At 74.9% G+C, this 12660-nt stretch carries 9 protein-coding genes; all 9 read right to left on the bottom strand.

From position 1 onward, the window contains the following. The coding region (locus tag H291_RS0100735) for an IS481 family transposase (protein WP_084467595.1) at window positions 1-988 on the bottom strand (988 nt) is incomplete at its 3' end. Window positions 989-1109: 121 nt separating this feature from the next. Further along, window positions 1110-4595 carry an error-prone DNA polymerase gene (locus tag H291_RS0100740; RefSeq protein ID WP_020013060.1) on the bottom strand — a complete coding sequence of 1162 codons (3486 nt, stop codon included), beginning with the start codon at window positions 4593-4595 and terminating at the stop codon, window positions 1110-1112. A gap of 126 nt (window positions 4596-4721) precedes the next feature. After that, window positions 4722-6449, bottom strand: a complete 1728-nt coding sequence (locus tag H291_RS0100745) for a Y-family DNA polymerase (protein WP_020013061.1) — start codon at window positions 6447-6449, stop codon at window positions 4722-4724. Next, window positions 6446-7504 (bottom strand): hypothetical protein, encoded by a 1059-nt coding sequence (locus tag H291_RS32095; protein WP_020013062.1) that lies wholly within the window; start codon window positions 7502-7504, stop codon window positions 6446-6448. The genes H291_RS0100745 and H291_RS32095 overlap by 4 nt, the downstream gene beginning before the upstream one ends. Window positions 7505-7736: 232 nt before the next feature. Further along, window positions 7737-8213: a MaoC family dehydratase gene (locus H291_RS0100755; protein ID WP_020013063.1), complete on the bottom strand. Its 477-nt coding sequence runs from the start codon at window positions 8211-8213 to the stop codon at window positions 7737-7739. Continuing rightward, window positions 8210-8959 (bottom strand): 3-oxoacyl-ACP reductase FabG, encoded by a 750-nt coding sequence (gene fabG, locus H291_RS0100760; protein ID WP_020013064.1) that lies wholly within the window; start codon window positions 8957-8959, stop codon window positions 8210-8212. The genes H291_RS0100755 and fabG overlap by 4 nt, the downstream gene beginning before the upstream one ends. Before the next feature lie 69 nt (window positions 8960-9028). After that, window positions 9029-10168 carry a zinc-binding dehydrogenase gene (locus H291_RS0100765; protein ID WP_020013065.1) on the bottom strand — a complete coding sequence of 380 codons (1140 nt, stop codon included), beginning with the start codon at window positions 10166-10168 and terminating at the stop codon, window positions 9029-9031. Then, the gene (locus H291_RS0100770) at window positions 10168-11391 is read right to left on the bottom strand and encodes an acetyl-CoA C-acetyltransferase (RefSeq protein WP_020013066.1); all 1224 of its coding nucleotides are present in this window, start codon (window positions 11389-11391) and stop codon (window positions 10168-10170) included. Before H291_RS0100770 ends, H291_RS0100765 begins: the two co-directional genes overlap by 1 nt. A 35-nt stretch (window positions 11392-11426) precedes the next feature. Next, a complete protein-coding gene (locus tag H291_RS0100775) occupies window positions 11427-12626 on the bottom strand; it encodes an acyl-CoA dehydrogenase family protein (RefSeq protein WP_020013067.1) in 1200 nt (399 codons plus the stop codon). Between the last annotated feature and the right edge of the window lie 34 nt (window positions 12627-12660).

Raw genomic sequence — 12660 nt, forward strand, 5'->3', positions numbered from 1 at the left:
TGTGATGTCCAGGGAGGTTGTTCAGTCGGGTGATGGGTGGTTGGTTGCCGATCGCTGAGTGGGCGCGGTGGTGGTTGTAGTAGTGCAGCCAGCCGGGTAGCTCGTCGCGGCGTTCGGTCTCCGAGGTGTAGCGGCGGGCGTAGGCCCAGCCGTCGGCCAGGGTGCGGTGGAAGCGTTCGATCTTGCCGTTGGTCTGGGGCCGGTAGGGGCGCGTGCGCTTGTGCTTGATACCGAGCTGAGCGCAGGCATCACGCCAGGCGTGGGACCGGTAGGCCGCCCCGTTGTCCGAGAGGACCCGCTGGACGCTCACGCCGTGTTCGGCCAGCCAGGCGGTCGCGCGGTGCAGGACGCCGACTGCGGTGTCGGCCTTCTCGTCGGTGTGGATCTCGGCGTAGGCGACCCGGGAGTGGTCGTCGATCACGGTGTGCAGGAACGCGGTCCCGGTGCGGGGCTTGTAGTCCGCGCCGCGGGGCAGGCCGGTGGTAGCGAGTTTGTTGGCTGCGCCCTGCTGGCGGCCGACGTAGCGGTGCCCGCCGCCGTCGGGGATGTTGCCGAACTTGGTCACGTCGACGTGGATCAACGAACCCGGGTACTCGTGTTCGTAGCGGCGGATCGGTTCGCCGGTGACCCGGTCGATCCGGGACAGGCGGTTGATCCTGGTCCGGACCAGGACGGCGTGCACGGTCGAGGCCGGCATACCCAGGCGCCCGGCGATCTGCGCCGGGCCCAGGCGGTGGCGCCACCGCAGGCCCACGATCTGCTTGACCACGGGTCGTGGGGTCCGGTGCGGGCTGCGGCGCGGGCGTGAGGACCGGTCGGTCATGCCCGCGGGCCCCTCGGTGCGGTAGCGGTGGGCCCACTTGCCGGCTGTGCGGGGCGAGACCATGAACATCTTCGCGGCGCTGGTGATGGTCCACCCGGACTCGACCACCAGACGCGCCAGGCGCAGACGTGCTCGCGGGGTCAGCAGGGCGTTAGCGTGGGTCACGAAGGCCTCCGGTAGGAAGTGGTTTCTCGACAACTCCACTCCACAACCGGAGGCCTTCCTCGGCCCCTAACTCCGACCGCGTGTCGCCCGAATCCAGAAACAACCTCCCTGGACATCACACCTAGCGGAAGTCCCGCGACCGCCCCGGCACCGCGAGCGTCAGCGGCGCGAGGTGCTCGGCCAGGAGGTTGACGGCGCCGTCGGCGGCCTCGATGCGGCCCCGGATCACCATGGCCTGCGCCGAGCGCGCCACCCGACGGAACCGCTGCCACAGGCCGACGCTGCAGATCACGTTCAGCAGCCCCGTCTCGTCCTCCAGGGACAGGAACGTCACTCCCCCGGCGGTGCCCGGCCGCTGCCGGTGCGTCACGACGCCGCCGACGGCGACCCGGCGGCCCGGCTCGGTCAGCAGCGCCTGCGCCACGGTGAGCACGCCCGCCGCGTCCAGCCCGGGCCGCACGTGCTGCGTCGGGTACGAGTCGGGCGTGACGCCGGTCGCCCACGCGTCGGCCTGCGACAGCTCGACCTCGTCCATCCCGGGGAGCATCGGGGCGTCGACGCCGACGCTGACGCCGGGCAGCGTCGTCGGCCCCTCCTGGCCCAGCGCGCCCGCGGCCCACAGGCCCTCCCGGCGCTCGACGCCGAACGGCTCCAGCGCCCCGCCCGTCGCGAGCGCCTCGAGCTGCGCCGTCGACAGCTCGACCCGCCGCACCAGGTCCCGCAGCGACGCGAAGCCGGCCGGGCCGGCGTCGTCCCGCGCCGCGACGATCTCCTCGGCCTTGTCCTTGCCGATGCCGCGCACGGACTCCAGGCCCATGCGGACCGCGAGAGTGGGGTCGGCGTGGACGAGGGCGGCGACGGGGGTCTCGACAGGCTCGACCAGCGGTTGGGCAGGCTCGACCGACGAGAGCACGCGTGACGCCACGACCGAGGGTCGCAGCACGCGCACCCCGTGCCGACGGGCGTCGGCGACCAGGGACTGCGGCGAGTAGAACCCCATGGGCTGGGCCGCGAGCAGCCCCGCGTAGAACGCGGCCGGGTGGTACACCTTGAGCCACGAGCTGGCGTACACCAGGTACGCGAAGGAATAGGCGTGCGACTCGGGGAAGCCGAAGTCGGCGAACGCCTTGAGCTTCTCGAAGATCTCCCCCTGCACCTTGACGGGGACGTCGTTCGCCGTCATCCCGGCGAAGAGCCGCTCGCGCAGCGCCTCCATGCGCTCGACCGACCGCTTGGACCCCATGGCGCGCCGGAGCTGGTCGGCCTCCTTGCCGGAGAACCCGGCGACGTCGATCGCCATCTGCATGAGCTGCTCCTGGAACAGCGGCACGCCCAGGGTGCGGCGCAGGGACTTCTCCAGCAGCGGGTGCGGGTACGACACGGGCTCGCGGCCCCGCGCCCGCTCGATGTACGGGTGCACGGACCCGCCCTGGATGGGCCCGGGCCGGATGAGCGCGACCTCCACGACGATGTCGTAGAACGTCCGCGGCCGCAGGCGCGGCAGGGTCGCCATCTGGGCGCGCGACTCCACCTGGAACACGCCCACCGTGTCGGCGGCGCACAGCAGGTCGTAGACGGCCGGGTCCTCCTGCGGCAGGCCGTGCAGCGTGGGCCGCTCCCCGGTGTGCTCCTCGATGAACTCGAACGCGTACCGGATGGCGGTGAGCATGCCGAGGCCCAGCAGGTCGAACTTCACCAGCTTGGCGTCGGCGCAGTCCTCCTTGTCCCACTGCAGCACGGTGCGGCCCTCCATGCGGGCCCACTCGACGGGCACCACCTCGATCACGGGGCGGTCGCACATCACCATGCCGCCCGAGTGGATGCCCAGGTGACGCGGCAGGCGGAGCATCCGGTCGGCGAGGTCGAGCACGTCGTCGGGGATCTCCCCCTCCTGGGCGGCCGACGGCGGCGTGCGGAACGGCACCACGTCGTGGGTGTCGTCGGCGCGCTCCCGGGGCTCGCCCGCGGCGCGCGCCTCCTGCGCCAGCACGTCCACGAAGGTCGCGGCGTCGCCCGGCCCCCACAACGCCGTCATCCGGGCGTCCTTGGCCGCGGTCCGGTTCTGCGGGGGTTCCGCCGGGGCCGACGGCGGCGGGGTCGTCCGCGGCTTGAGCGTCCCCCAGCGCTCGATGGACTTGGACCACGCGTCCTGCTGCCCGACGTCGTACCCGAGCGCACGCGCGGCGTCGCGCACGGCGGAGCGGGGCCGGTAGGAGATGACGTTGGCGACCTGCGCCGCGTGCGTGCGCCCGAACCGCTCGTAGACGTGCTGGATCACCTCCTCGCGGCGCACCGACTCGATGTCGACGTCGATGTCCGGCGGGCCGTCCCGCTCGGGCGCGAGGAACCGCTCGAACAGCAGCTCGTGCTTGACGGCGTCCACGGCGGTGATGCCCAGGGCGTAGCAGACCGCGGAGTTGGCGGCGCTGCCCCGGCCCTGCGCGAGGATCCCGTGGGTGCGGCAGAACTCCACCAGGTCGTAGACCACGAGGAAGTACCCGGGGAAGCCCAGGTCGGTGATGACCTTCAGCTCGTGGTCGATCTGCGCCCACGCCTTCTCGTTGCCCGCCCGGGGCCCGTACCGCTCGGTCGCGCCCCGGTAGGTGAGCACGCGCAGCCAGGACGCCTCGTCGTGACCCTCCTCGACCGGGTAGGGCGGCAGGTTCGGCGCGATGAGCTCCAGGTCGAAGGCGCACTCCACGCCGAGCGCGGCCGCCGTCGCCACGGCCTGCGGGTGCAGCCGGTGCAGGCGCGCCATCTCCGCGCCGCTGCGCAGGTGCGCGGTGGGCGCGCCGGGCAGCCAGCCGTCCAGGTCGTCCAGGCTGGACCGCGCGCGGACGGCGGCCAGCGCCCCGGCCAGGTCGGCGTCCCGGGGGCGGGCGTAGTGCGCGGCGGTGGTCGCGACGAGCGGCAGGCGCGCGTCGTCGGCCAGGAGGGCGAGCGCGGCGTGCAGGTCGGCGTCGCGCGGGTCTCCGGTCGCGGTGATCTCGACGGCGACGTTGTCCCGCCCGAACACGTCGGCCAGCCGGTCGAGCTCGCGTCGTCCGGCCGCCAGCCGGTCGCTCCGGTTCCCGCCACCCGACGACGGAAGGAGGGCCTGCCGGACGGCGCCCTTGCGGCAGCCCGTCAGGACCAGCCACTCGCCGGACGCCGCCTCGCCGAGGCCTTCCAGCGTGTAGTGCGCGGCGCCCTTGACCCCGGCCTTGAGGTGCGCGGTGCCGATCGCGCTCGACAGGTTGCGGTACCCCTGCGGCCCGCGCGCGAGCACGAGCAGGTGCGTCGCGCGCGGGTCGGGGATCCCGGTGGGCGGGTCGAGCACGGGCACGCCCCGGGCGCCGGTCGAGCCCGTCGCGACCACCGGCAGGTGCAGCTCCGCCCCGAACGCGGCGGGCAGCCCCACGGCCTTGGCCGCCTCGGAGAACCGCACCACCCCGTACAGCCCGTCGTGGTCGGTGACCGCGAGCGCCTTGAGCCCCAGCCGCGCGCCCTCGGCGGCGAGCTCCTCGGGATGGGACGCGCCGTCGAGAAAGCTGAACGCGGAGTGCGCGTGCAGCTCGGCGTAGGGAACGGCCGGGTCGCGCCGACCGCGGGGCGCGCTCCTGGTCACGACGTGCCCCGGCGGCGTGTGAGGTAGGCACTCTCCTCGGGGTTCGGCAGTCTGCATCGAGATCGGTCCAGTGATCGACCGATCTCAATGCAAGGTGCCGAGTTTGTGACACAAACTGCCGACTGCCTAGTCATAGAGGGCCTCCAGGGACCAGACGCCCGCCGCTGACGACAGCAGCAGGCCGAGCGCGAGCTCCCCGTCCTGGCCGGAGCCGTCGACCACGACCTGGAGGAACACGCGGCGCCGGCCCCGGGGCGTCCACCAGCGTTCCGCGACGGGCCACGGCCCCGCCCAGTCGACGACGGCGGCGTCGAGCCCGCCCCAGGGCCTGCCGTCGGACGCACCACCGGACGCACCGCCGCCGGACACCGCGCCTCCCCTGCCGGGACCGCCGTCCCCGCGCGCGCCGCCGTCCGCCCCCTCCTGCTCGGGCACCACCACGCGGGCAGGGTCGCCGCTGACCGCCAGCCGCACGTCGACGACGACGGGGCGCCCCTGCGCGTCGAGCACCCGCGCGGGGACGGGCTCGGGCAGCACGACCGACGGCGCCGGCGGCGGCAGCGCGCCGGGCCAGGGCCGGTCGGGCTCGCGCTCGGGCGGGACCTGCTCGCCGTAGGGCACGAGCTGGACGCGGTCGCGGGGGTCGCGCCCACCCTGGAGCCGCACGGTGAGCACGGCGTCGCCGCCGAGCAGGGCCTGCACGCGCTCGACGGCGCGGCGGGCGCGCAGGTCCTCGCCCGCGCCGGGTCCCCACAGGCGCGGCTGCAGGGCGCCGGCGGGCGCCACCTCCTCGGCGGCCAGGGTCAGGCCCGCGATCGGGGCGGGCTGCTCGCCCCGCCCCAGGGACGACGCCGTGAGCCAGCCCTCGAGCTGCCAGCGCACCCGGTCGGTGATCCGGGCGGCCGACAGCCCGCCGAGCGTGTCGTCGGTGCGCCACAGCCGTTCCAGGGTGCGGGCCTCGCCGGTGACCGGGTCGACGGCGCGCGCCGTGATCCGCAGCCGGCCGCACGCCAGGCCGCGGCGGTGCAGGTCGTCGTGCAGGCGTTCGGCCAGGCGGCGGGCGGCGAACGTGGCGACGTCGACCCGGTGCGCCGGCGGGTCCAGCTCCTCGGCGACGGTGAGGTCCTCGACGAGCCGGCGCCGGGCGGGGGGCCGTACGTCCTGCCCGCGGGCGAGGCGCTGCGCCCAGACGCCGAGGTCGCCGAACCGGGCGGCGACGGCGGCGTCGGGCAGGGCGGCCAGGTCGGCGAGCGTGCGCACGCCGAGCCGGCGCCACAGGTCGACGAGCTCGGTCAGGGCGCGGTCGGCGGGCCGGGCGTGCACGAGCGTCGCGGCGGGCCGGGGCGCGAGGTAGTCCCGCGACTCCCCCGGCGGCACGACGGCGTCGTCCCGGGCGGCCAGGACGGCGGCCAGGAAACCGTCGGCGACCCCGACCTGGCACTCGTGGCCGGTGCGGACGGCGACCTGTTCGGTCAGCTCGCGCGCCAGGTCGTGCTCCGAGCCGTGGTAGCGGGCCGCACCGCCGGACGGCAGCAGGAGCAGCCCCGGGCGCGCGATCTCCAGCCCGGAGACCACTGTCTCGGCGGCCACGGCGACGGGCTCGAACTCGCGGGCGTCGCGGGCGTCGTCGGCGGTCCAGAGCTGCAGGTCGGGGCAGCGGCCCTGGGCCTCGCGGCGGCGCATGCCGCGGCGCACCCCGGCGCTGCGCGCGGGCGCGGACACGGCCACGACGCGGCCGCCGGGGCCGCCCGTGACGGCGGCGGGCACCTCGGGTCCCAGGCCCGCGACGACCAGCGCCGCGACGACCGGCCAGTCCGGCACCCAGAGGCAGGCGGTGCGGGTCGCGGACGTCATCCCACCAGCTCCAGCGGCGTCCGGCCGCTCTCGGCGGCCTCGTCCCGCGCCACGGCGCCGGCAGCACGCGCCTGGACCAGGCCCGGCCCGGCCGCCCGGCACACCGGGAGCTCGACGTCCAGGTGCACCGGGCGCGCCGCGCTCCCCCGCCCGGTGCGCCGCACCCGCAGGGTCCGGCGGCGCAGCCAGCCCACCCCGTGGTCGACGCCGGCCCAGTCCCCCGCGGTGGCCTCCAGCACCACGTGCGCCCCGGCCCAGCCGCCCGCGGCGCCGGACGGGGCGGTCGGGAGCAGCACGGTGCCCCGGTCGCGGGCGCGTGCCGTCAGCCGACGGCGGTCCTGGTCCAGGAGCGCCACCTCCGGCCCGACCACGACCACGTCCATGCCGTCGATCAGCGCGGCGAGCACCGCGGGCGCGTCCACGCCCGACCCGGCCGGCAGCGGCACCACGAGGGTGCGCGCCAGGTCGCACCCGGCGTCGGCCGCGGCGGCCAGCCCGGCGGCCGGGTACCCGACCAGCACGGTCCAGGCCCCGTCGCGGGACGCCTCGGCGAGCAGGGTGAGCAGCAGCGACGTCGAGCCCCGGACCAGCACGGTGGTGCCGGCCCGCAGGCCGCCGTCGGGCAGGAGGGCCGCGAGGTGCGGGTGCACGGGCAGCACGCGCGTGTCCTCGCCCGGGTGCCCCACCCGGCTGCCCGACGACGACGCGGGCCCCGCCGCGGGACGCACCTCGGCGGCCGCGGGCCGAGCCTCGCGAGCAACGGACCCACCCTCGGGGGCAACGTGCAGCGGCTCGGTCAGCAGCCCGCCCCGCAGCGCCCGGACCTGCACCCGGGGCTGCTCCTGACCCGGCTGCTCGTGCGCGCGCTCGGCCCTGACCGCCTGGACGACCCGGGTGGGCGTGGCCTGCTTGCGCACGCCGGTGCGTGCCTCGGCCGACCGCAGGGCCGCGAGCGCCTGCGCGTGCCGGCTGCCGGCGTCGGCGGTACCGGCGTCGGCGGCAATGGTGTCGGCAGCGGTGGTGTCGGCCTTCGAGGAGATGGTTACGACGGTCATGTCCCTCCAGCGATGGTGCCTGCCGGCGGAGACCGGTGGTGGAGCACTTTACGAACACATGTTCGATAGAACACCAGTACACCGCCCCTGGCGCGCGCTGTCAAACCATCCGGTTCGCAACACTGCCCGCGCGCCGAAGGCCCGGACCCTTCCCGCACCGGTCGTCGGTGCGGGAAGCGCCCGGGCCTCGGAGGGACCGAACGAGGCCGTAGCAGGCCCCGCGAAAGACCGGTCAGGTCTCCAGCACGTAGAGCGACAGCGTGTGCGCCACGAGGGCGGGCTTGTCGGCCCCCTCGATCTCGACGGTGACCTTGGAGGCGAGCCGCACGCCGGCCGCCGTCGGCTCCGCCGAGAGGATCTCGGTGACGGCCCGCACCCGGGCCCCGGAGGGCACCGGGCTGAGGAAGCGCAGCCGGTCCATGCCGTAGTTCATCACCATGGCGACGCCGCCCACCTGCACGAGCGACGAGGCCAGGTGCGGCAGCAGCGACAGCGTGAGGTACCCGTGCGCGATCGTGGAGCCGAACGGCCCGGCGGTGGCACGCTCGGCGTCGAGGTGGATCCACTGGTGGTCCTCGGTCGCGTCGGCGAACGCGGCGATGCGCTCCTGCGTGACCTCGAACCACTCGCCCGTGGCGGTCCGCCCCACGGCGCCGGCGAGGTCCGCCGGCGAGGCGACGGCGATGACGCCGTCCACGTCCGCGCTCATGCCTTGGGACCACCCGCCACGTACAGCACCTGCCCCGAGACGAACCCGGACTGCTCCGCGCAGAAGAACGACACGGCGTTCGCGATGTCCTCGGGCTGGCCCACGCGCCCCACGGGGACGTCCTTCGCGGCCACGCTCAGGTAGTCACCAAGGGACACCCCGATGCGCTCGGCGGTCTCGCGGATCATGTCGGTCTCGATCACGCCGGGCGCCACGGCGTTCGCGGTGACGCCGAACTTGCCGAGCTCGATCGCCAGGGTCTTGGTGAACCCCTGCATGCCCGCCTTGGCGGCCGAGTAGTTGGCCTGCCCGCGGTTGCCGAGGGCGGACGTCGAGGACAGGTTCACGATGCGGCCGTACTTCGCCTCCACCATGTGCGCCTGCACGGCCCGGGTCATCAGGAACGCGCCCCGCAGGTGCACACCGAGCACGGCGTCCCAGTCGCCCACGGACATCTTGAACAGCAGGTTGTCGCGCAGGATGCCGGCGTTGTTCACCAGCACGGTGGGCGCGCCCAGCTCGGCGGCGACGCGGGCCACGGCGGCGGCGACGGACTCCTCGTCGGCGACGTCGACGCCCACGGCGAGCGCGCGCCCGCCGTCGGCCACGATGGCCTCCGCGGTGTCCTTGGCCTGGTCCTCCAGGAGGTCCAGGACGGCGACGGCGAAGCCGTCCTGCGCGAGCCGGCGGGCCGTGGCGGCACCGATGCCGCGGGCCGCTCCAGTGACGATGGCGGTACGAGTCATCAGGGGTTTCCTCTCGTTGCGTGAACTTCGGTGCGGACGTCGTCGTGGGACGCCCAGGGTCAGAACATCTCAGAACATCACGAGCTGCCGCAGCGCCGCGCCGGAGGCGAGGCGGTCGAGCGCGACGGGCAGGTCGTCCAGGGTGATGCGGTCGGAGACCAGGCGGTCCAGCGGGAGCCGCCCATCGCGCCACAGCTCCACGTACCGAGGGATGTCGCGGCCCGGCACGGCCGAGCCGAGGTACGAGCCCACCACGGTGCGGGCCTCGGCGGTCAGGCTGAGCGGCGACACGCTCGCCCGCGCGTCGGGGTGCGGCAGGCCGACCGTGACGGTGGTGCCGCCCGGGGCCGTCAGCGCGTAGGCGGTCTCGAACGCGCGCGCCGAGCCGGCGGCCTCGATCACGACGGGCGCGCGCAGCCCCTGGTCGGCGGCCTCCTGCGGCCCGACGGCGAGGGCCGCGCCGAGCTCGCGCGCCAGGTCGAGCTTGGCGGGCACGGCGTCGACGCCCACGACCTCGTGCCCGAGCGCGACCGCCACCAGGAGCGCCGCCATGCCGACGCCGCCCAGCCCGACGACGGCGACCCGGTCGCCCGGCGCGGGCCGCCCGGCGTTCACGACGGCGCCGCCGCCGGTCAGCACCGCGCAGCCGAGCAGGGCGGCGACGTCGGGCGGGACGTCGTCGTCGACGGGCACGACGGAGGTCTCGGAGACCACGGCGTGGGTCGCGAACGCACTCACCCCGAGGTGGTGGTGCACCTCCTGGACGCCGCCGGCCCCGCTGCCCGCCCCTCCGTCGGCCCCGGGAACGGTCCGCGACAGCCGCCGTCCGCCGCCCACGAGCGTGCCGGCGGCGTTGGCCGCCGAACCCTCGGCGCACGGCAGCCGCCCGTCGGTGGCGCACTGCGCGCACCGGCCGCACCGCGGCAGGAACGTCATGACCACCCGCTGCCCGACGGCGAGGCCCGCACCGGGGCCGGCCGCCTCCACGATCCCGGCGGCCTCGTGGCCGAGCAGCATCGGCACCTGCCGGGCGCGGTTGCCGTCCACGACCGACAGGTCGGAGTGGCACAGCCCCGCGGCCTCGATCCGCACCAGCACCTCGCGCTCGCCGGGCGGGTCGAGCTCCAGCGGGCCGACCGTCACCGGCCGGGACTCCGCGTAGGGCGCGGGCGCGCCGCAGCGCTCCAGCACCGCACCGGTGATCCGCATCAGAGCTTCTCCAGCACCATCGCCATGCCCTGGCCGCCGCCCACGCACATCGTCTCCAGGCCGTACCGGCCCCCGGCGTCCGCGAGCGCGTTGATCAGGGTGGAGGTGATGCGCGCGCCGGCCATGCCGAACGGGTGCCCGACGGCGATGGCGCCGCCGTTGACGTTCAGCCGCTCGGGCTCGACGCCGAGCTCGCGCGCCGACGGGATGACCTGCGCGGCGAACGCCTCGTTGATCTCCACGCGGTCCATGTCGTCGACCGTGAGCCCGGCGCGCCGCAGGGCCTGCCGGCTGGCCTCCACGGGGCCGAGGCCCATGATCTCCGGGGACAGCCCGCTCACGCCGGTCGACACGATGCGGGCCAGCGGGGTCAGCCCGAGCTCCTCGACCACGCGGCCGGAGACGATCACGACCGCGGCGGCGCCGTCGTTCAGGGGGCAGGCGTTGCCCGCGGTGACGGTGCCGTCGGGGCGGAACACCGGCTCCAGCGTCGCCAGCGTCTCCACCGTGGTGCCGGGGCGCGGGCCGTCGTCGGCGGCCAGGACCGTGCCGTCGGGCAGGGTGACGGGCGTGATGTCCCGGGCCCAGAAGCCGGACGCGATCGCGGCCTGCGCGCGCTGCTGGCTGCGGGCGGCGAACTCGTCCTGCTCGGCGCGGGTCACGTCGCGCAGGGCGGCGACGTTCTCCGCCGTCTGGCCCATGGCGATGTACGCGTCGGGCAGCGCGCCCTCCAGCCGCGGGTCGGTCCACAGCCCGGTGCCCGCCCCGGCGCGCTTCTCGGTGCGGGCCAGGGCGTCGGCGAAGACCGGGTTGTGCAGGTCCACGCCCGGGATGTAGTCGCTCGACCCGGTGGCGAACGAGCTGACCGACTCCACGCCCGCGGAGACGAACACGTCGCCCTCCCCCGCCTTGATGGCGTGGAAGGCCATGCGGGTGGTCTGCAGGCTGGAGCTGCAGTACCGCGTGACGGTCGCGCCGGGCACCATGTCCCAGCCGCACAGCACGGCGACGATGCGGGCCAGGTTCATGCCCTGCTTGCCGCCGGGCAGGCCGCAGCCAAGCAGCAGGTCGTCGATGCGCGCCGGGTCCAGGCCCGGCACCTGGTCGACGGCCGCCCGCACCATCCGGGCGGCGAGGTCGTCGGGGCGGACGTCCTTGAGCGACCCCTTGTGGGCGCGCCCGATGGGCGAGCGCGCGGTGGCGACGATGTACGCCTCGGTCATAGCTCCTCCTTGAGCCAGTGGGGGGTGAGCCAGGTTCAGACGAACGCCGCGTGTCCGGTGATCGCCCGGCCCACGATGAGCTGGTTCATGTCCTTGGTGCCCTCGAACGTGTAGACGGCCTCGGCGTCGGCGAAGAACCGCGCGACGCCGTGGTCCAGTGTGATCCCGTTGCCGCCGCACGCCTCCCGACACAGCGCGACGGTCTCGCGCATGCGGGTGGTGACGAACGCCTTGGCCATCGCGGCGTGGGAGTCCTTCTGGGTGCCGAGGTCCTGGAGCTGGGCCACGCGCACGCACATCGCGAAGCTCGCCGTCACGTTCGCGTACGCCGTGGCGAGCTTGTCCTGGATGAGCTGGTAGCTGGCGATCGGGTTGCCGAACTGCTCGCGCTGCTTCGTGTAGGCCACGGCGGCCTCGTAGGCGCCGATCATGGTGCCGAGCGCCTGCCAGGACACGCCGTCGCGCGTGATGCGGAGCACCTTGGCGACGTCGCGGAAGGTGTCGATGCCCTGCAGCCGGTCGGCCTCGTCCACGCGGACGTCCTCGAGCACGATGTCGGCGTTCTGCACGATGCGCAGGGACTGCTTGCGCTCGATCTTGGTGGCGGTGAAGCCGGGCGTGCCCTTGCGCACCAGGAAGCCCTTGACCTGGTCGTCGGCGGTGTCCTTGGCCCAGATGACGACGACGTCGGCGAACGTGGCGTTGCCGATCCAGCGCTTGGCGCCGTTGATCACCCAGGTGTCGCCCGTGCGGGTGGCCGTGGTGCGCAGGCCCTTGGCGGTGTCGGAGCCGGCCAGCGGCTCGGTGAGCCCGAACGCGCCGATCAGGTCGCCGGCCGCCATGGGCGGCAGCCACCGCGCGCGCTGCTCGGCACTGCCGCCGACGCCGATCGACGTCATCGCCAGGCCGCCGGAGACCCCGATGAAGGTGCAGAACGACGAGTCGACGCGCGCCGTCTCCATGCCGACCCAGCCACGGAACACGGCCGAGGTCTCCTCGCCCTGCGTCTCGGCCCAGCCCGAGCCGATGGCGCCGAGCTGCGCGTACGGCTTGAACAGGTGCACGGGGCACTCGGCGCGCTCCCAGTAGTCGTCCGCGATGGGACGCACCTCGCGCTCCATGAACTCCCGGACGGCCAGGGCCTTCTTCTGCTCGGCCGGGGTGAGCAGGTCCTGGAACGCGTAGAAGTCCGCCTCCAGCAGGTCCGTGGCGGGTGGCTCGGGTGAGAGCGTCATCGGTCCTCCGATCGTCGTCGATCTGATGCATGTC

Source organism: Promicromonospora sukumoe 327MFSha3.1 (assembly GCF_000385135.1).
Classification (GTDB): domain Bacteria; phylum Actinomycetota; class Actinomycetes; order Actinomycetales; family Cellulomonadaceae; genus Promicromonospora; species Promicromonospora sukumoe_B.